The following is an 18,698-nucleotide window of genomic DNA, read 5'->3' as shown; positions in this document are numbered from 1 at the left end:
TTTCCCCTTGGGGAGAAGGTGTCCCGAAGGGCAGGGTGAGGGAGCGGTGCAACGCTACTGGCCCGGCGTGGAAGGATAGCTCAAGCCCCAGGGAAGGTTGATGCCGTTCGCCTTCAGGCCCTTCACATATTCCCCGACCTGCTCAGGCGCAAACCATTGCACACTCGCCAGATAGCGACCCGAATCCAAGGGTATTTGGAGTTTGAACGGTTGTTTTGGCCAATAGATATCGAGAACGGGATAATTGCCCTTTCCGACAAACTGGACCGTCGAGTGCGTCGCCGAAACGGGCGAACGTTCCTGTTCCGCCTTGCCCGCGCGACAGGTGTCTTGAACGATCTCGGTCCCTTCGAGATAGACGTCTGTCGTTGTGCGTCCAGCCGCCGCCACGCCTCCTATAAGCAGTCCTCCCGCCAGAGGAAGGAGGAGAACATAGGGGCTGGTCCCCTTTGGGGCTCGGAGAAGCACGGCAAGCAGTAGCATGAGCCCGAACAGCGGACCGATCCAGAAATTGGCAAGCGCTATCGTTAAACAGGAATCGCCAGCGCGCTCGCTAGCATAAAGGATGGTATGCATTGTGATTCCGCTCGATGCGAGATTTTGAGCTTAACTCTATACGCTTGATCCGGCGTAACAAATCCCTCTTCTCTACCATTACGGGAATTTAATTATATTCGGTCCGGAAACCCGCATAGCGTTGCGACATGGTAGCCGCGGAGGGCCGGAACCTTGGATAAGATCAGTGACGATCAATCGATCATTTGGGTTCCCGGTAGGCGGACACTCACCAAGACAACGGATATTCCACCCGTCGCGGTCAATCTACCTGCAGTTTACGGAGTGTCGGGTTCCGGCAGGGCGCGATGGATGATGACGCTACCGGCCAACATCATGCTCATTTTAATTTTCGTTTTGGGTGTGCCGACTTGGCCCTCATTGCTGACGTCCGAGAAACTGGGGCCTATTGGCGGTCCATTCCTGTTCATTGGGTTTATTGTCTTCCTTTGCGCCACGATCCTGTCTGCCTATTCCCTTTTGTGGAATATGCATTGTGCCAGCACTCATCCCTCTGACGTGCTGACGATTACTCGACAGGGCATTCTCGATATGCGGGTCTCCGACAGCGTTATCGAATGGCGCGATATTACGCGCACGCCCGTGATCCAGGTAAACCGTGGGGTCACTTCGGTCGCACTTTACATGCGTCCTGAATTCGAGGGCGTTTTGAAGGGACCGCAGGCACTCCGTCGACTGATCATTCCGCGGGCAAAAGTAACCCTCATCACGATTGAAATCACCTCGCTTTCCGGTGACAGAGAGGCCCTGGTTGAGGTGATCCTGCTGTTAGCAAAACAAGCCAACCAGCAACTTAAGACCGCTTAAAGTTTCACCTCACTTCGGCACCGCCCGATAAAGCCCGCCCGGCTCGTCATCCGCGATCATCCAGAGCGACCCGTCCGGCGCCTCTTCGATATCGCGCAGCCTGAACCCGACATCCCAGCGCTCTTTCGGCGTAGCTCCACCTTTGCCGTCAAACGCGATGCGCGACAGCGTCATGCTGCCGAGCCCGCCGGCAAGCGCCGAGCCGGTCCAGTCCTTGAACAAGGTTCCGCGATAGAAGACGAGGTCGCTGGGGGCGATGACGGGGGTCCAGTAAATGACGGGTTTCTGCAGATCCGGGCGCGTGTCTGGGCTGGGGATCGGCACGCCGTTGTAGTTCGTCGAATAGGAGACCAACGGCCAGCCATAGTTTTTCCCCGGCTCGATCAGATTCAATTCATCGCCGCCGCGGGGGCCATGCTCCAGACCCCAGAGCCGGCCATCGGGCGAGAAGGCAAGCCCGTAGGGGTTGCGGTGACCCAGTGTCCAGATTTCGGCGGGGTAGGGGTTCTTGTCCGGGAAGGTATAGCGCCAGACGACGGGCGCTTTCTTCGCGGCTTCCGTGTCTCGCGGCGGCGCGATCACCGGCACGGTTTTCGCGCCCTCTTTGTCCGCAAACGGATTGCCGGGCGCGGCCTTGCCATCCAGCGTCAGACGCAGCACCTTGCCGAGCGCCAGATCCATATCCTGCGCCGGCGTCATGCGCTGCCGATCGCCGACCGCCAGAAACAGGTATTTCCCGTCCGGCGAGAAGGCGACCGCGCCGCCAAACTGTCCGCCATGTCCCTTCGGCATTTCGCGCCAGATGACATTCAGGTCCTTCAACGCCGGCGTGTCGCCCTCAGCGAGCGTGGCGCGGGCCAGCGCCAGACTGGAGCCACCATCGCCCGGCTCGGAATAGGTGAGATAAACGCCGCGATCCTTCTCGAAGGTCGGCGAGATATAAACGCCAAGCAGACCGCCCTGACCCTCATAGACCACCTTCGGCACGCCGGCGACCGCGACCTTCTGCCCCTTCTGCGTCGCGATCCAGAGCTTGCCCGGCTTTTCCGTCACCAGCATGCGCCCATCCTGCAGGAAGGCGATCTTCCATGGATAGTCGAATTGCGCGATCTTTGAGAGCGTGAAGGGGGCTTCGGCGGTTTCCTTGACGGTCGCTGCGTTGACCTGTGCCATGGCAGGGGAGAGTGCGGCTGAGGCGGCAAGCGCCGTCAGGGTGAGCGCTGCGGCGGTCCTTGTCGTCTTCATGGCATCCTCCGGTGATTCCTCGTCCGCATATGGGACCGAACGCCGCCGGTTTCCACCCCTGCACCACATCCGGAGGCATGACACTTCACAAGAATGAATTGGTCGATTGCGATCCATCCGAATAGAAAAAGTAAACCCCCACTTATATTCGAGCGCTTCGCATGTCTTCCTCCCCCGCCTCCGGTGTCCAGTCCGGCGACAGCCCACGCGGCTTTGCCTTTGCCCTTGCCGCCTATTTCCTCTGGGGCTTCCTGCCGCTCTTCATGAAGGCGATTGCCCATATTCCGGCGCCGGAAATCATTGCGCATCGCATCATCTGGTCCATCCCGGTGGCGGGTGCCGTGCTGATCGCGACGGGCCGAACGTCCGATCTGAAGGTGGCGCTGAAGTCGCCGCGGACGCTGGCCATGGCGGCCCTGACTGCCTCCATCATCACGATCAACTGGGGCATCTACGTCTGGTCGATTGCGGCGGGCAGGGCGCTGGAATCGGCGCTAGGTTATTACATCAACCCGCTTTTCTCGGTCTTCCTCGGCGCGGTGCTCCTGCGCGAGAAGCTTTCGACGTCGCAATGGGTGGCCATTGGCCTCGCTGTCTGCGCCGTTGCGATCCTGACGGTCGAGGCCGGTGGTCTGCCCTGGGTGTCGCTCGGGCTTGCCATCTCGTGGGGCTTTTACGCCTTCTTCCGCAAGACGCTGCCAGTCGGCCCCAATCAGGGCTTCCTGCTGGAGGTCATGCTGCTCTCGGTCCCAGCCATTGCCTATATCGGCTATGTCGAGACAAGCGGGAGCGGCCATTTCGGCGATACCGGCTATGTTGACGTGCTCTGGCTGCTCGCCTGCGGCCTGATCACTGCCGTGCCGCTGATCCTTTACGCCAACGGTGCGAAGCTCTTGCGCCTGTCGACCATCGGCATCATGCAATATATCGCGCCGACCATGATCTTCATCATCGCCGTCTTCGTCTTCAAGGAACCGTTCGGCCTGTCCCAGCTCGTCGCCTTTGCCTTCATCTGGGCAGCACTTCTCGTCTTCACCTGGCCGATGCTGCGGGCGCTTCTTGTTGGGCGCAAGCCCGCAAAACAGGCCTGATTCCATGCCTGTTCAGGAATTGCCCATCCATGAAGTCGCGGCTCTCGTCGGCGCATTGCTCTGGGCGGTCACCGGCATTCTCGCCACTGTCCCGGTCAATCATCTCGGCGCCTATACCTTTTCGCGTTACCGCATGACGGCCGTGCTGGTCATGCTGGCCATCTATCTGTCGGCGACCGGCAAATGGCACTGGCTGGAGGGCTGGCAGCTCGCGCCCGTCCTGCTGTCCGGCCTCGCCGGGATTTTCATCGGCGATGTCGTGCTCTTTGCCACACTCGCCCGAATGGGCCCGCGCCGCACCTCCATCCTCTTCGCCATGCATGCCCCGCTCTCGATCCTGCTTGGCTGGCTCTTCCTCGGCGAGGCACTGACCCCGCTGGCGCTCACGGGTGCCTGCGTCGCCTTCGCCGGTGTGCTTCTGGCCATCGTCTTCGGCAAGCGCCGCGCGCAACTGCATCATTGGGAAAGCATCAAGGGGCCGCTCTGGCAGGGCGTGGCGCTCGGTCTTCTCGCCGCGGTCGGGCAGGCGGCGGGCTCCATCATGGCACGTCCGGTCATGGAAACAGGCATCGACCCGTTCCTCGTTTCATTTTATCGCGTCGGCATCTCCATCATCGCCTTCAACCTGTTCCGCCTCGCGCCGTTGGAGATGATCGTGCCGAAGGGCCCGCTGACGCCGAAGATCGCCGCCTACACCGCGCTTGTCGGCTTCGTCGGCATGATGCTGGGCATGACGCTCATCCTCTATGCACTGGCCGGCGGCAAGGTCGGCATTGTCTCGACGCTCGCCGCCACCGCACCCGCGCTGCAGCTTCCGCTCATCTGGCTGAAGACGAGGGAAGCGCCCGCACCCGGCGCGTGGGTGGGCGCCTTCCTGGTGGTCATCGGCAGCGCACTGATCTTCAGCCGGTGACGCCCGGCACATCCTTCAGGTCGAACCAGACTGGAATGCCGCGTTCGCGTGCAATTCGGACATCATTGTCCGCACCCTTGGAGTCACCCGGAAGCCGCAGCACGCCGTCGCAAAGCTGTAACAGGCGATGTGCCGTCGGATGGAAGATTTCCTCGTAGAGCGCATCGCCGATCGCTGCTCCGCCGGCAGCGCGCCAGACGGGAAGGGCAACCCATTCTCCAATCATCGGAATGTGCCCGGCCTTGAACAGCGCATAAGATGGCGCTTCCAGCCGCTTCAGGTTTTCCGCCATTTTCTGCGGGTCGTCTCCGGTTCCGGAACGGTAGGGGCCGGCAATCAGGATCAACATGTCTTACTCCTCAAACTCGCTTCACGATAATTCCTGAAATAAATTGAAATTTCGTCTTTTCAGGAATAAAGACGATAAATCGTGATAATTCGTGAAGAGTCAAGAGCGATGCTGACGAGTGAAAGAAAACACCTCATCCTCGAAACGATCCGCCGTGATGGTCGCCTCATCGCCAAGAGCTTCGCGTCGGACCTGTCGCTGTCGGAAGATACGATCCGCAAGGACCTGCGGGAAATGGCGGCGGAGGGGCTTCTGGCACGCGTTCACGGCGGCGCATTGCCGCTTTCCGGCCCGCTGCCGGATTTTGCGGCGCGTTCGGGGCTCGCACATGCCGAAAAGCGCGGGTTGGGACGCGCCGCCGCCGGCCTCGTGCAACCCGGTAGCACTGTCTTTTTCGATGGCGGTACAACGAATGCCGAACTGATCCGGGCGCTGCCGGAGACGATCGCCTTCACGGCCATCACTCACAGCCCGACCATTGCCGCCGAGTTCGAACGGCTGAAGAATGTCGAAGTCAACCTGATTGGCGGCCGGCTCTACCGCCATTCCATGGTGGCGGTTGGCACGGAGGCAGCCTTGGCCATCGGCCTCATCCGGCCTGATCTCTTCTTCCTCGGCGCAACAGCAGCGAATGCCGCCGCCGGATTTTCCACCGGCGATGCGGAGGAGGCGGCCATCAAGCGCCTGATTGCACGGCAGTCCCGCGAAGTTTGGGTTCTTTTGACCGCCGGCAAGTTGGGCCAGCAATCCCCTGTTACCATTATGCCGCTGGGGGATGCGACGGGCGTGATTGTCGTCGATTCAACACCTGCCGTCGATCTGGAAATGTTTCATGCGATGGGTGTTTCCGTGAGGATCGCAAACCCTCTCTGAACCACACTGACAGGCAACAGGAGAGCCATACGGACGGTCACGCCGACCCAAGGGATGTCGCGGCAATATGCCCGGATGCTAGCGAGCATAGCACAATGATGCGCGGCAAAGCTGTTGACAAAGGGCCGTAGTATGATGAAGGTTGCCAGAAGATTTTATGCATTTCGATTGACGAGTTTCGGATATTCTAAAGGCATTCGTTATGAATCATGCCGTGGTGGAGAAATTCTTCCCCGAGAGCCGGGCTGGGGGATATACAAGAGTTGATGGATCCGTCGAGTTTTACCAGCGCATAAATTCGATCGTTTCGGAAGACTCAGTTGTACTTGACATTGGTGCCGGGCGCGGCGTGGCGCATGTGGATGGCCCAGGCTCTTACATAAGGAGACTGATGAGTTTCCGTGGCCGATGCAAGAAAGTCATCGGGATCGACGTGGATGATGCCGTACTCGGCAACCCGTCTCTGGATGAAGCCCATGTCATCGAGAAGAATGCCTTTCCTTTGCCAGACAGCAGCGTCGATCTCGCCTTCGCGGATTGGGTCCTTGAGCATATAGGGGATGTCTCGGCTTTCAGCGCCGAAGTGGAGCGCGTCATCAGGCCCGGCGGCTGGTTTTGCGCGCGGACACCCAACAAATGGGGCTACATCAGCATCGCTTCGCGATTGATACCTGAAGCTTTGCATGCCCGGGTTTTGAAACGGGCGCAGCCGAACCGCAAGACGGAAGATGTGTTTCCGACATTCTACAGACTGAATACGCGAAACGACATCGGCAACGCCTTCACCGCGGACCGCTGGGACGTGGTGACCTATACATACGATTCCGAGCCGGCCTATTTCGGAAACAATACTCTGCTATGGCGCCTGGCTCTCTTCATGTTTCGCCTGACGCCTCCGGGAATGGGCTCCGTCGTCATGCTCTTCGCGCGAAAACGCGAAGCCGCATCATGATCTTATAACCGGCAAGGTGAGGCAGGGGCAGCTATCTCACATCTTCCCTATAATCGCCTGATCAGCCCCGTTCCCCGTGCCCGCCGCCAGAATGGCAGGCACGATATCTTCGGCCTTGTCGATCACCAGCGGCTGCACGAGATGGCTCGTGTGGATGAACCCCTGGCCGCGCATGTGGTTGATGAGCGAAAGCATCGGGTCCCAGAAGCCGTTGATGTTGGCGAAGACCATCGGCTTGCGGTGGCGGCCGAGCTGCGCCCAGGTCATGATCTCCACGATCTCTTCCAGCGTGCCGATGCCGCCGGGCAGCGTGACGAATGCGTCGGCCTCCTCGAACATGCGGTGCTTACGCTGGTGCATGTCGTTTGTCACAATCACCTCGGTGAGTGAGGTGAGTTCGTGCTTGGAGGCTTCCTTGTCCATCAGGAATTCGGGAATGATTCCAAGCACTTTGCCGCCATTCGACATGACGCCGGAAGCAACCGCCCCCATGATGCCGCGCATGCCGCCGCCATAGACGAGCCGCAGGCCGTTTTCGGCAATCGCCCCGCCGAGCTTGCGCCCTGCTTCCATGTGGGAGGGATCGCGTCCCGGCTGCGAGCCGCAATAAACGCAGATGTTTCGAATCTGATGCCCGTTTTGTGTCATGCCCGGACCATGGCCTTTTGGCCTTGCGCCCGTCAAGAACGCACCGTGCCGTTAACCGGATTTCGTTGAAATACCTTGTGAAACTGAGGAGAAGAGTTTAGCTCTTCTGTGATGGGGATATGCTGCCCGCAACGTCGGCGCAGGCGCTCGTTTGGAGACAGAAATGCAGAACAATCGCGCCATCTGGCTCGCGGTCCTGGTGCTCGCGATCGCATCGGCGGTCATGATCTTTTTCATCCTGCCTCAGCTGAACGGCGGCAAGAACGTGGTGAGCGACGCGGCGAAGACTGCGACCGATACCGCCAAGTCTGCGGCAGGCAGCGCGACCGAAACGGCCACCAAGCCCACGGGAAACGCTTCGGGCGCGGAACTTCTTCAGAAGATGAACCGGCTGAAGGCCGATGCGAGCGCGGCATCCGAAAGCCTGCGCGCCCTCTACGCCAATGGCAAGGTGCCGACGGACGCGGAACTTGCGGACGCCAAGGCGAAGCTGCAGGCGGCACTTCAGGCGATTGCCGATTTCAAGGCGCCGGAAGGGGCCGACGCGACCGTTGGCGGTCTTGTCACCGGGCTGTCTGCCAGCGCAACCAAGGCGCTCTCCGCGCTGAAGACCATGCCCGAAGATGCGGGCAAGGCCGCAGACGCGGCCGCCCAGATTGCCGCCTTGTTCAGCGACAAGACGGCTCGGAACGGCGCAGCGCCTGCCGCACCCGCGGCTAGTGCACCGGCAAAGCCGGATGCCATTGAAGCGACGCTTCCGAATTTCGACGTGCTGCGCGTCGAGAAGGACGGTTCGACCGTGATTGCCGGCGGCGCATCGCCCAAGGCCAGGGTGGAGGTCCTTGATGGCGACAAGGTCATCGGTTCGGCCGTTGCCGGCCCGAGCGGCGATTTCGCCATTGCCCTCGACAAACCGCTGGAGCCCGGCGACCACTCTCTGGTCCTGAAGGCAACCGGTGCCGACGGCAAGGCCGTCGTTTCAGCAGAAATCGCGACCGTTGCGGTTCCGAACGGCAAGGACGGCAAGTTGCTCGCCATGGTCACCAAGCCGGGCGAGGCTAGCCGTATTCTGACCAAGCCGGACGGAGCAACGCAAGTTGCTCAAGCGTCAGCCCCTGCGGCTCCGGCCGCCGCGACGCAAGATGTGGCCACCAATGCAGCGGCCACGACACTTCCGCCTCTGCCCGATGCATCCAAGACACTGGCAAACAGCGCGCCGACCGTGCCCGCCGGACAGCAGCCTGCGCCGACCGCTGCCGACGCATCGCAGAAGCCCGCCGAAGCCGCCGCCATCCGCATCGACGCGGTCGAGATCGAGGGCGACAAGATTTTTGTCGCCGGCACGACGCGCCCGAACACGACGGTTCAGGTCTTTGCCGACGACAAGCTGATCGAGACGACGAAGTCCTCCGACAGCGGTCATTTCGAAGCCGAGAACACGATGCCGCTTTCCACCGGCAACCACATCATCCGCGCCGATCTCATGGATCAGACGGGTTCGAAGGTCGTGGTCCGTGCCTCCGTGCCGTTCAACCGTCCGGCCGGCGATCAGGTCTCTGTTGTTGCCGACACCACCAAGCCCGCCGCAGCCGGCAATGCGACGGCGGCGTCACAGCCCGTGGTCGCCCAGCTGGAACAGCTGCGCGAGGAGGCGGCCAAGGCGATCGTGCTGCTGAAGGGACTGTTTGCCGATGGCAAGACGCCGGCCAAGGATCAGCTGGCCGCTGCCCGTTCCGCCACCCAGTTTGCGCTGAAGGCGCTGGCTGATTTCAAACCTGCGGCTGACGCCGGCGCCGACGTTGCAGCCCTTGCCGCCAAGGTCGGGAAGTCGGCAGCCGATGCGCTGAAGCTGCTGCAGGCCGCCGGCGACGACCCCAAGGCTGTCGGTTCTGCCATCGCCTCGATCGAGGCGGCCGCGCGCGATGCCATGCCCGATGTCGCAAAGCCTGCCGCGCCCGCTGCCGCACCGCCGGCTCCCGCCCCGCCGACCGCCGCAGCGCCCGCACCAGCCGGGCAGACGCAGCAGGCCGCCAATGCGCCCGCCGCAGCTGCGCCCTCGGCAGAGGCACCGAAATCGATCGAGCAGGCCCCGCTCAAGGAGAGCAAGGACAGCGTCATCATCCGAAAGGGTGACACGCTCTGGCAGATTTCCCGCCGTGTCTACGGTCGCGGCGTGCGCTACACGACGATCTATCTCGCCAATCAGGAAATGATCGACAACCCCAACCGCATTGCCCCTGGTCAGGTCTTCGGCGTGCCGGGCAAGGTCACGCAGTCCGACGAGGAGGCTGAGAAGGCCAACCGCGAGCTTCGCAAGAAGCACTAATTGTAGGGCGGCCTGATTTATCTCGCCCTGCGGGATTGCGGGCAGCAATGGTTAATCTTATTTGAGAGGCGCGGCTTCCGGGGATGGAAGCCGCGCCTTTCGCATCTTGAAACACAAAAATCTTCTACAGGGCAGGGCGCTGCATGGCAGGCGAACAGAAAACCGTTTCGGCGGATGACAGCAATCCGCTGGGGACACTTCGCAATCTCTGGCCCTACATGTGGCCGTCCGAGCGGCCTGACCTGAAGATGCGCGTCGTCTGGGCAACCGTCTTCCTCATCGTCTCCAAGGCGGTGCTGATCATGGTGCCCTACCTGTTCAAATGGACGACGGATGCGCTGAACGGCAAGAATTCGGCACCGAACATTCTGCCCGAGATCCTGCTCGGCGCGGTCATGCTGGTTCTGGCCTACAATTTGTTCCGTCTTGTGCAGGCCGGCCTCAACCAGCTGCGCGATGCTCTCTTTGCCAGCGTCGGCCAATATGCCGTGCGTCAGCTTGCCTACCGCACCTTCGTCCACATGCACCAGCTATCGCTGCGCTTCCATCTGGAGCGTCGCACGGGTGGTCTCTCGCGCATCATCGAGCGCGGCACGAAGGGCATCGAGACGATCGTCCGCTTCACCATCCTCAACTCGATCCCGACGCTGATCGAGTTCCTGCTGACGGCGATCATCTTCTGGTGGGGCTACGGCTTCTCTTACCTCTTCGTGACCGCGATGACGGTCTGGTGCTATATCTGGTTCACCGTGCGGGCGAGCGACTGGCGCATCGCCATCCGTCGCACGATGAACAATTCCGATACCGAGGCGAATACGAAGGCGATCGACTCGCTCCTGAACTTCGAAACCGTCAAGTATTTCGGCAATGAAGAGATGGAGGCCAAGCGTTTCGACGCCTCCATGGAACGCTACGAGAAGGCGGCGACGGAAGTCTGGACCTCCCTCGGCTGGCTGAACTTCGGCCAGGCCGTCATCTTCGGCGTGGGCACGGCGGTCATGATGGTGATGTCGGCGATTTCGGTGAAGAACGGCACGCATACGCTCGGCGATTTCGTCTTCATCAATGCCATGCTGATGCAGCTCTCCGTGCCGCTCAACTTCATTGGCTTCGTCTACCGCGAAATCCGTCAGGGCCTGACGGATATCGAGCAGATGTTCGAACTGCTCGACGTGAAGGCCGAAGTGGTGGACAAGCCGGGCGCGGTAGACCTGAAAATCCAGAATGGCGAGATCGAGTTCGATAACGTCCACTTTGCCTACGATCCGCAGCGCCCGATCCTGAAGGGCATTTCCTTCAAGGTGCCGGCGGGCAAAACAATCGCCGTCGTCGGACCTTCGGGAGCAGGCAAGTCCACGATCTCGCGGCTTCTCTATCGCTTCTATGACGTCCAGGGCGGTTCGGTGAAGATCGATGGGCAGGATGTGCGCGATGTCACCCAAACCTCGCTGCGCGCCGTCATTGGCATGGTGCCGCAGGACACCGTGCTCTTCAATGACACGATCGCCTATAACATCCGCTATGGCCGCCCTTCCGCCACCGAGGCAGAGGTCGAGCAGGCTGCGGAAATCGCCCAGGTAGGCAATTTCATCCGCTCGCTGCCGGAAGGCTTCAAGACGATGGTCGGCGAGCGCGGCCTGAAGCTCTCGGGTGGCGAGAAACAGCGCGTGGCGATCGCCCGCACGATCCTGAAGAGCCCGCCAATCCTGATGCTGGACGAGGCGACGTCCGCACTCGATACCGGCACCGAGCAGGAAATCCAGGCGGCCCTTGACGAGGTGGCCAAGAACCGCACGACGCTCATCATCGCGCATCGTCTCTCGACCGTCATCAACGCCGACGAGATCATCGTCTTGAAGGATGGAGAGATTGCCGAGCGCGGAACGCATGCGGAGCTTCTGGAACAGAAGGGCCTCTACGAACGCATGTGGAACCGTCAGCGCGAGGCGGTTCAGGCCGAAGCAAAGCTCAAGGAAGTGCGGGAAAGCGACGATCTGGGCATCGTCATCCGCAAGGAACCGGCGCGCTGAATGGGGGCCGGTCCTTAGAGCAATTCCGAGCCGAAAGTGGAAACCGGTTTCGCGTCCGGAATTGCGGAAAACAAGGAGATAGAGCATTTCAGCGTTTCTGTGAAACGCTGAAATGCTCTAACGTCAGAGGGTCGTAAACGCAACTGCGAGACCTGCAACGACCAAGGCGCAAAGAAGCGCGACCATTATAATTGTTCCGGTCGTTGATGACGTCGGCGGGACCATGGATTCCATATCCTGGTCGAGATGGGCATCCTGTGCCATCCGGCGGATTTCCAGATTTTCCTCCTGGCGGTTCATGGGAGCCTCCTTGCTTGAAGTCTGAGATTTGGCATGCTGTCGCGAACGGCTGTACCTGTTGCTTGCAACGCCTATATCCGCTCGAAGGTTCCGAAAGCGGGGCATAGCAAGGCCGTTGGACGCGCTGGCAGTTGCCCTTTTGGGCCGATAGGGCTAATCAAAACCGCGACATACTCGAGAAGGTGAGACCCATGAACTTGTTCGACACGATCCGCAGAACGATCGTCCCGGTGCATAAGGAAGGCTATCCCTTCGTCATCGCCTTCTTCGTGGTTTCGCTGATCCTTGGCTGGATCTGGGAGCCGCTTTTCTGGGTCGGTCTCGTGCTCACGCTCTGGTGCGCCTATTTCTTCCGCGATCCGGAACGCGTCACGCCGCAGGACGAGGATCTGGTGATCTCGCCGGCTGATGGCCGCGTCTCCTCCATCGGCATGTATTCCCCGCCGGCGGAACTCGGCCTCGGCGCCGAACCGCGCCTGCGCATCACGGTTTTCATGAACGTCTTCAACTGCCATGTGAACCGCGCACCGATGCGCGGCCGCATCCGCGAGATCGTCTATCGCGAGGGCGAGTTTCTCAATGCCGAACTCGACAAGGCAAGCGATGACAACGAGCGCAACAGCCTGATCATCGAAACAAAACATGGCGATCTCGGCGTGGTGCAGATCGCCGGTCTCGTCGCGCGCCGCATTCTCTGCTGGTCGACACCGGGCGAAAATCTTGAGGCTGGCGAACGCTTCGGCCTTATCCGCTTTGGTTCGCGTCTTGATGTCTTCCTGCCGGAAGGGGCTGTTGCCCGCGTCTCGCTCGGTCAGACGGCGATTGCGGGTGAAACGGTTCTTGCCGAATTCGGCTCGGGCCGTGGCCCCGTCGTCAGCCGCCGGACGTAAGGACCAAGCGATGGCCGAGCAAGCGCCGGACGTGAACACGCCCAAGAAGTCGGACGCCGCCCGCGGCCCGCGGCTGAAGGAAATCCCGCTGCGCCTGATGGTGCCGAACCTGATCACGGTTCTCGCCATCTGCGCGGGCCTCACCGGCATTCGCTATGCCATCGAATTCCGCTACGAACTCGCTGTGCAGATGGTGCTGGTGGCGGCCTTCCTCGACGGCATCGATGGCCGCATCGCGCGCATGATGAAGGCGACATCGAAATTCGGTGCGCAAATGGATTCGCTTGCCGACATCATCAATTTCGGCGTGGCGCCCGCAATGGTGCTCTACATCTTCGTGCTCGATCAGGCCCGCTCGCTCGGCTGGATCGCCGCGCTGATCTACACCATCGCAGCAGGCCTGCGCCTCGCGCGCTTCAACGTCATGACCGACAACGACGTCAAGGCGCCCTGGCAGTCGTCCTATTTCGTCGGCGTGCCGGCGCCTGCCGGCGCCTTCCTCGTGCTTTTGCCGGTCTATCTCAGCTTCCTCGGCGTTGCGCCGAACAACACCATGGCGCTGTTTTCCGCTGCCTATACGCTGCTGATCGCCGCACTGCTGATCAGCCGTGTTCCGGTCTGGTCCGGCAAGTCCGGCAGCCGGGTGCCGCGCAACTACATGATGCCCATCATCCTCGGCGTCGTGCTGCTGGTGGCGACGCTGAGCGTCTACCCCTGGCAGACGCTATCTGCGGCTGTTGTCGCCTACCTCCTGAGCCTGCCCTTCGGTGCCCGCGCCTGGCAGAGAAAATATGGCGACGGCGCATTTTCCGCGCCGGAAGAAGGCGACATTCACGCCTATTATCCGCAGGATGATCACAAGGAGTGAGGGGGTAACCTCACTTTACCAACATCGACCCCGTCTCCACATACCGCTGATGCCACGACAGCGCCTCCGACAGGATGTTCGGCGCATGCAGCCCATAGGCGGTCTTCAACGCCCGCGCATAATAATCCTCCAGCATCGGCCGATAGGCCGGATGTGCGCAATTTGCGATGATGACCTTGGCGCGCTGCTTGGGGCTTAAGCCCCGCAAATCCGCAAGCCCCTGTTCGGTCACGATGACATGAACGTCCTGCGTGATATGGTCCACATGCGAGGCCTGCGGCACGATGGCCGAGATCGCGCCTTTCTTGGCGGTCGAATGTGTCATGAAGATCGAGAGATAGGCGTTGCGGGCGAAGTCGCCGGAGCCGCCGATGCCGTTCTGGATGCGCGAGCCCATGACATGGGTCGAGTTCACGTTTCCATAGATATCGGCCTCGATCAGCCCATTCATTGCGATGCAGCCGAGCCGGCGCACGAGTTCCGGATGATTGGAGATTTCCTGCGGGCGCAGGATCAGCTTGTGACGGTAGCGCTCCGCCTCGTTATTCAGCCGCTCGGCAGCCTCCGGGCTCAGCGAAAAGGCGGTGGCCGAGGCCATGCGCAGCTTGCCGGCGTCGAGCATGTCGAGCATGCCGTCCTGGATCACTTCGGTGAACGACGTGAGGTTCTCGTAAGGGGCATCGATCAGGCCGGCGAGCACGGCATTGGTGACGTTGCCGACACCGGATTGCAGCGGCAGCAGGTTCTTCGTAAGCCGCCCCATCTTCACTTCATGGGCGAAGAATTCGAGGAGATGACCGGCAATTGCCTTTGCCACGTCGTCCGGGGGCGAGAAGGGCGCGTTGCGGTCGGGCGCGTCCGTTTCGACAATGCCGATGATCTTCTCGCGATCGACGCGGAAATGCGGCTGGCCGATGCGGTCGTCGGGACGCACCAACGGGATCGGCACCCGATGCGGCGGCAGCGCCGTGCCGTAATAGATGTCGTGCATCCCGTTCAGCGCCTCGCTCTGCCAGCGATTGACTTCCAGGATGATCTTGTCGGCACGGTCGAGCCAGGTCTTGTTGTTGCCGATGGAGGAGGAGGGGATGAGCGCGCCTTCCGCTGTGATGCCCGAGACTTCGATCAGCGCGATATCGAGATTGCCGAGAAAGCCTTCCCAGACGAGCGGTGCAACCTGGCTGAGATGGATGTCGAAATAATCCATCTGGCCCTTGTTGATCTTATCGCGGGCCACCGGATCGGAATTGTAGGGCAGGCGGAACTCGATGGCGTCGGCCTTGGCAAGCGCCCCGTCCAGCTCCGGACCCGTGGAGGCCCCGCTCCAGACCTTGATCTTGAAGGGATTGCCAGCGGCGTGCGCAGCCTCGATGCGCTTGGCGAGCGCCAGCGGCACGCTCTTCGGATAGCCCGAGCCGGTGAACCCGCTCATGCCCACCGTTGCCCCAGATGGAATGAGGGCAGCCGCATCATCTGCGCTCATGATGAGGTTGGAGAGGGTCGTATCCTGAATTCGGCCTTTGGATGACATGCATGCTCCTTGTCAAGCGCGCCGCGGCGCATGAGGAATCGCTAGTTCGCTGCGCCTGCTAAGAGCGCGTCAGGACAAGGAAAAATCGATTTTGGCGCTTTATGTCTTTGACTTAACGCAAGTGCGAAAGGAAAACGGCGGGCTCCATGCCTTCGATGGGATGACGGCCGGGGATTGGGCGGCCGCCTGCTTGTGTCATGGCCGGGTGGGCTTTGACGAAACGACGAGCCGCTACGGCCGCGCCCATCAATCCGGCATGTGATATGTCAGGAAGCGCTGCTCTCGCACCGAAAAGAGCCGGCCCGTTTCGGTCATGGCGGGGTCCACTAGCGGCAGGATCGCCTTGGCGACCTCGGATGGATGCGGCAGCGTATCCGGATCTTCGCCCGGCATGGCCTGCGCCCGCATGGCCGTGCGGGTGGCACCCGGATCGACGGCGTTGACGCGCAGCGTGAAGTTCTCCTGCTCGCCGGCCCATGTGCGAGCCAGCGCTTCCACGGCCGCCTTGGAGGCAGAGTAGGGACCCCAGAACGGGCGGCACTTGTGAGCAGCGCCCGAGGAGAGGATAACAGCGCGGCCGGCATCCGACTTCGTCAGCAGCGGCTCGACAGAGCGGATGAGCCGCCACGTTGCCGTGACGTTCAGCAGCATGACCTTCTCGAACACCTTCGCCTCGACATGGCCGATGGGCGAGATGACGCCTAGGATACCGGCATTGGCGACCAGCACGTCAAGCTTGCCCCAGCGGTCATGGATCGCCTGGCCGAGTGCATCGATGGCACCCATGTCGGCGAGATCGAAGGGAACGAGCGTAGCGCTCTCGCCCGTTTCCCGCTTGATGGCATCGTCCAGCTCTTCGAGCCCGCCGGTGGTGCGGGCGCAGGCGATCACATGCGCGCCGGCTTTTGCCAGCTCGATGGCCGTGAAATAGCCGATCCCGCGCGATGCGCCGGTGACGAGCGCCACGCGGCCTTGCAGAATTCCCCCCATGGTCCCCGTCCTCAACCGTTGCTGGCCAGCAGCGAGAGGCTGCGGATCTTGGAATCGACTTCCTGGTCCATCAGGCGTGTCGGATATTCGCCGGTGAAGCAGGCGTCGCAGAACTGCGGACATTCGCCATTGCGCTGCGGCTCGCGCACCGCGCGGTAAAGCCCGTCAATGGTGAGGAAGCCCAGCGAATCCACCTTGATGAAATCCGCCATGTCCTCGATCGACATGCGCGAGGCGAGCAGCTTTGCCTTTTCCGGCGTATCGACGCCGTAGAAGCAGGGCGACATGGTCGGCGGTGAGGCAATGCGCATATGCACTTCCTTGGCGCCGGCATCGCGAACGAGCTGCACGATCTTCTGCGAGGTCGTGCCGCGCACGATACTGTCGTCGACCAGCACGACGCGCTTGCCTTCAATCATCTTGCGGTTCGGATTGTGCTTCAGCTTGACGCCCATGTGGCGGATCGACTGCGACGGCTGGATGAAGGTCCGGCCGACATAGTGATTGCGGATGATGCCAAGCTCGAAAGGAATGCCGGACGCCTGCGCAAAGCCGATGGCCGCCGGCACGCCGGAATCCGGCACAGGGACCACGATATCGGCGTCGCAGGGGCTTTCCAGCGCCAGTTCCTCGCCGATCCTCTTGCGCACATCATAGACGTTGCGGCCTTCGAGATTCGAATCCGGACGGGCGAAGTAGACATATTCGAAGATGCAGAAGCGGGTCGGCACCGGCGCGAAGGGGAAGTGGCTTTCAATGCCCTTGCCGGTAATGACAACAACTTCGCCAGCCTTGATGTCCCGCACATAGCGCGCGCCGATAATGTCGAGCGCGCAGGTCTCGGAGGCGAGGATATAGGAGCCGTCGAGATCGCCGAGCACGAGCGGGCGGATGCCGAGCGGATCGCGCGCGCCGATGAGCTTCTTTTCAGAGAGGCCAACAAGCGAATAGGCGCCTTCCACCTGCTTCAGCGCATCGATGAAGCGATCGAGGAAGTCCTTGCCTTCGCTCATGGCGATGAGATGCAGGAAAGTCTCGGTGTCCGAAGTCGAGGAGAAGATCGCGCCGCGCTTCTGCAGCGCCTTCTGCACGGTGAGCGCATTTGTCAGATTGCCGTTATGGGCAATGGCAAAGCCGCCGCCTTCGTATTCGGCATAAAAGGGCTGGACGTTGCGCATGCCGCCGCCACCGGTCGTGGCGTAGCGTGTGTGGCCAATGGCGCGCGAACCGGGGAGGCGCTCGAGCACGGACGTCTTGGTGAACGTGTCGCCGATCAGGCCGGCATGGCGTTCCACATAGAACTGCTTGCCGTCATAGGAGACGATGCCTGCTGCTTCCTGGCCGCGATGCTGGAGGGCATGCAGGCCGAGTGTGCAGAGCGAGGCGGCCTCCGACTTGCCGAAAATGCCGAATACACCGCATTCGTCACGGAAAGCATCGGCTTCCGGGCTGTCGTCGTCTGCCATGGCCTCATGTTCAAGATGGTTCATTCTCTTTGCTCCTCGGCAAAATCATTTGCGGCCCCGTTCGGGGGCCGCAGGCAGATTTATCCGTTCGTGCCGTTTGTTCGCGGCGCCTTTGTTGTGTCAGGCGCCTTTTTTGCATCGGGCGTCTTGGTCGTTTCGGGCGACTTGGTCGCATCCGGCGCCTTCGGGTTGGCCGGCGCTGCGTTGTCCGGTGCGGTGCCATCGTCCGCCGCGTCGTCCGGCGCTTCTTCCGTACCCTTCTGGGGCATCACACCCTTCAGGCGCTCAAGCAGCGTCGCATCGATATTGTCGGGCAGCATGGCGATCAGCCGGTTGCCCAGATTGTCGATCAGAGGCTTCGACTTGGCATTCGAGATCCAGTCTGGCCGCTTGGTCGGCTCGACGAGCCAATTGAAGAACATCATCGCGACAACGACGATCAGCACGCCGCGGGCCGCCCCGAAGAGGAAGCCTAGCGTGCGGTCCAGCGCGCCGATGCGGCTGTCGATGATGAAGTCTGCAATCTTCATCGTGATATAGGAAAGCAGGATGAGCGCGACAAGGAAGACCACACCAGCAGAACCAGCGAATGCCACGGTCTTGGAGCTGGTATATTGCTGCGCATAGGGCAGCACGAAGGGATAGAGCTTGTAGGCGGCATAGGCCGAACCCGCCCAGCTGGCGACCGAAAGCACCTCGCGGGAGAAGCCGCGCACCATGGCAAGGACAGCCGAGAAAAGCGCCACGCCAAGCACGATGCCGTCGAGAAGCGTAATGGGCATTGAGTGTCACTCCAACTTTCAAGAACCACGGACCTTCGCCATGCCGTGGCCCGTTTCCCCA

Annotated in this window: 18 protein-coding genes; 9 read left to right on the top strand and 9 right to left on the bottom strand. The window is 61.3% G+C overall.

Annotated features, from left to right (window positions below):
* Window positions 1-54: 54 nt before the first annotated feature.
* Entirely contained in the window at window positions 55-576 is a 522-nt protein-coding gene (locus tag ABID16_RS07380; protein WP_354555643.1) for a hypothetical protein, read from the bottom strand.
* 153 nt (window positions 577-729) lie between these two features.
* Here ABID16_RS07380 and ABID16_RS07375 point away from each other — a divergent pair, with 153 nt between their 5' ends.
* Complete coding sequence (locus tag ABID16_RS07375; RefSeq protein WP_354555642.1) at window positions 730-1,383, top strand: hypothetical protein; 654 nt, start codon at window positions 730-732, stop codon at window positions 1,381-1,383.
* 9 nt (window positions 1,384-1,392) lie between these two features.
* Here ABID16_RS07375 and ABID16_RS07370 read toward each other — a convergent pair whose 3' ends face one another.
* Window positions 1,393-2,628, bottom strand: coding sequence for a PQQ-dependent sugar dehydrogenase (locus ABID16_RS07370; RefSeq protein ID WP_354555641.1), 1,236 nt, complete (start codon window positions 2,626-2,628; stop codon window positions 1,393-1,395).
* A 161-nt stretch (window positions 2,629-2,789) separates the two neighbouring features.
* Between ABID16_RS07370 and rarD the strand changes: the two genes are divergently transcribed.
* Together rarD and ABID16_RS07360 are read left to right on the top strand one after the other, a co-directional pair.
* Complete coding sequence (gene rarD / locus ABID16_RS07365; protein ID WP_354555640.1) at window positions 2,790-3,719, top strand: EamA family transporter RarD; 930 nt, start codon at window positions 2,790-2,792, stop codon at window positions 3,717-3,719.
* Window positions 3,720-3,738: 19 nt separating this feature from the next.
* Entirely contained in the window at window positions 3,739-4,632 is an 894-nt protein-coding gene (locus tag ABID16_RS07360) for a DMT family transporter (RefSeq protein WP_354555926.1), read from the top strand.
* Here the strand turns inward: ABID16_RS07360 and ABID16_RS07355 are convergent.
* A complete protein-coding gene (locus ABID16_RS07355; protein WP_354555639.1) occupies window positions 4,622-4,981 on the bottom strand; it encodes a DUF4406 domain-containing protein in 360 nt (119 codons plus the stop codon). The two genes, ABID16_RS07360 and ABID16_RS07355, sit on opposite strands and share 11 nt — an antisense overlap.
* Window positions 4,982-5,089: 108 nt before the next feature.
* Between ABID16_RS07355 and ABID16_RS07350 the strand changes: the two genes are divergently transcribed.
* The gene (locus ABID16_RS07350; protein ID WP_354555638.1) at window positions 5,090-5,854 is read left to right on the top strand and encodes a DeoR/GlpR family DNA-binding transcription regulator; all 765 of its coding nucleotides are present in this window, start codon (window positions 5,090-5,092) and stop codon (window positions 5,852-5,854) included.
* Between the two features lie 202 nt (window positions 5,855-6,056).
* Window positions 6,057-6,806, top strand: a complete 750-nt coding sequence (locus ABID16_RS07345) for a class I SAM-dependent methyltransferase (RefSeq protein WP_354555637.1) — start codon at window positions 6,057-6,059, stop codon at window positions 6,804-6,806.
* A gap of 36 nt (window positions 6,807-6,842) precedes the next feature.
* Here the strand turns inward: ABID16_RS07345 and ABID16_RS07340 are convergent, their stop codons facing one another.
* Window positions 6,843-7,454, bottom strand: coding sequence for an LOG family protein (locus ABID16_RS07340; RefSeq protein WP_354555636.1), 612 nt, complete (start codon window positions 7,452-7,454; stop codon window positions 6,843-6,845).
* A 163-nt stretch (window positions 7,455-7,617) separates the two neighbouring features.
* Between ABID16_RS07340 and ABID16_RS07335 the strand changes: the two genes are divergently transcribed.
* Window positions 7,618-9,780: a LysM peptidoglycan-binding domain-containing protein gene (locus ABID16_RS07335; RefSeq protein ID WP_354555635.1), complete on the top strand. Its 2,163-nt coding sequence runs from the start codon at window positions 7,618-7,620 to the stop codon at window positions 9,778-9,780.
* Between the two features lie 143 nt (window positions 9,781-9,923).
* Entirely contained in the window at window positions 9,924-11,810 is a 1,887-nt protein-coding gene (locus ABID16_RS07330; protein ID WP_354555634.1) for an ABCB family ABC transporter ATP-binding protein/permease, read from the top strand.
* Between the two features lie 123 nt (window positions 11,811-11,933).
* Here the strand turns inward: ABID16_RS07330 and ABID16_RS07325 are convergent, their stop codons facing one another.
* Complete coding sequence (locus ABID16_RS07325) at window positions 11,934-12,110, bottom strand: hypothetical protein (protein ID WP_354555633.1); 177 nt, start codon at window positions 12,108-12,110, stop codon at window positions 11,934-11,936.
* Between the two features lie 182 nt (window positions 12,111-12,292).
* On the opposite strand from ABID16_RS07325, the gene ABID16_RS07320 reads away from it, so the two are divergent.
* On the top strand, window positions 12,293-13,000 hold the full coding sequence (locus tag ABID16_RS07320) for a phosphatidylserine decarboxylase (RefSeq protein WP_354555632.1): 708 nt from the start codon (window positions 12,293-12,295) through the stop codon (window positions 12,998-13,000).
* Between the two features lie 10 nt (window positions 13,001-13,010).
* The gene (gene pssA / locus ABID16_RS07315; RefSeq protein WP_354555631.1) at window positions 13,011-13,868 is read left to right on the top strand and encodes a CDP-diacylglycerol--serine O-phosphatidyltransferase; all 858 of its coding nucleotides are present in this window, start codon (window positions 13,011-13,013) and stop codon (window positions 13,866-13,868) included.
* 10 nt (window positions 13,869-13,878) lie between these two features.
* Here the strand turns inward: pssA and scpC are convergent, their stop codons facing one another.
* The 4 genes from scpC to ABID16_RS07295 all read right to left on the bottom strand — a co-directional run bounded on the left by scpC (window position 13,879) and on the right by ABID16_RS07295 (window position 18,637).
* A complete protein-coding gene (gene scpC / locus ABID16_RS07310) occupies window positions 13,879-15,399 on the bottom strand; it encodes a succinyl-CoA:acetate CoA-transferase ScpC (protein ID WP_354555630.1) in 1,521 nt (506 codons plus the stop codon).
* Between the two features lie 246 nt (window positions 15,400-15,645).
* Window positions 15,646-16,389: an SDR family NAD(P)-dependent oxidoreductase gene (locus ABID16_RS07305; RefSeq protein ID WP_354555629.1), complete on the bottom strand. Its 744-nt coding sequence runs from the start codon at window positions 16,387-16,389 to the stop codon at window positions 15,646-15,648.
* A gap of 11 nt (window positions 16,390-16,400) precedes the next feature.
* Entirely contained in the window at window positions 16,401-17,855 is a 1,455-nt protein-coding gene (purF, locus tag ABID16_RS07300) for an amidophosphoribosyltransferase (RefSeq protein WP_354555925.1), read from the bottom strand.
* A gap of 80 nt (window positions 17,856-17,935) precedes the next feature.
* Window positions 17,936-18,637 (bottom strand): CvpA family protein, encoded by a 702-nt coding sequence (locus tag ABID16_RS07295; RefSeq protein ID WP_354555628.1) that lies wholly within the window; start codon window positions 18,635-18,637, stop codon window positions 17,936-17,938.
* Window positions 18,638-18,698: the final 61 nt, after the last annotated feature.

Source organism: Limnomicrobium aquaticum (assembly GCF_040545545.1).
In the GTDB taxonomy this organism is placed as follows: Bacteria; Pseudomonadota; Alphaproteobacteria; order Rhizobiales; family Rhizobiaceae; genus Ensifer_A; species Ensifer_A aquaticum.
This window is presented reverse-complemented; position numbering and strand designations above follow the sequence as displayed.

Coding starts and splice junctions, on each gene's coding strand:
- ABID16_RS07380 (WP_354555643.1), bottom strand. CDS start 576: ATGCATACCATCCTTTATGCTAGCGAGCGCGCTGGCGATTCCTGTTTA.
- ABID16_RS07370 (WP_354555641.1), bottom strand. CDS start 2,628: ATGAAGACGACAAGGACCGCCGCAGCGCTCACCCTGACGGCGCTTGCC.
- rarD (WP_354555640.1), top strand. CDS start 2,790: ATGTCTTCCTCCCCCGCCTCCGGTGTCCAGTCCGGCGACAGCCCACGC.
- ABID16_RS07355 (WP_354555639.1), bottom strand. CDS start 4,981: ATGTTGATCCTGATTGCCGGCCCCTACCGTTCCGGAACCGGAGACGAC.
- ABID16_RS07350 (WP_354555638.1), top strand. CDS start 5,090: ATGCTGACGAGTGAAAGAAAACACCTCATCCTCGAAACGATCCGCCGT.
- ABID16_RS07345 (WP_354555637.1), top strand. CDS start 6,057: ATGAATCATGCCGTGGTGGAGAAATTCTTCCCCGAGAGCCGGGCTGGG.
- ABID16_RS07340 (WP_354555636.1), bottom strand. CDS start 7,454: ATGACACAAAACGGGCATCAGATTCGAAACATCTGCGTTTATTGCGGC.
- ABID16_RS07335 (WP_354555635.1), top strand. CDS start 7,618: ATGCAGAACAATCGCGCCATCTGGCTCGCGGTCCTGGTGCTCGCGATC.
- ABID16_RS07330 (WP_354555634.1), top strand. CDS start 9,924: ATGGCAGGCGAACAGAAAACCGTTTCGGCGGATGACAGCAATCCGCTG.
- ABID16_RS07325 (WP_354555633.1), bottom strand. CDS start 12,110: ATGAACCGCCAGGAGGAAAATCTGGAAATCCGCCGGATGGCACAGGAT.
- pssA (WP_354555631.1), top strand. CDS start 13,011: ATGGCCGAGCAAGCGCCGGACGTGAACACGCCCAAGAAGTCGGACGCC.
- scpC (WP_354555630.1), bottom strand. CDS start 15,399: ATGTCATCCAAAGGCCGAATTCAGGATACGACCCTCTCCAACCTCATC.
- ABID16_RS07305 (WP_354555629.1), bottom strand. CDS start 16,389: ATGGGGGGAATTCTGCAAGGCCGCGTGGCGCTCGTCACCGGCGCATCG.
- purF (WP_354555925.1), bottom strand. CDS start 17,855: ATGGCAGACGACGACAGCCCGGAAGCCGATGCTTTCCGTGACGAATGC.
- ABID16_RS07295 (WP_354555628.1), bottom strand. CDS start 18,637: ATGCCCATTACGCTTCTCGACGGCATCGTGCTTGGCGTGGCGCTTTTC.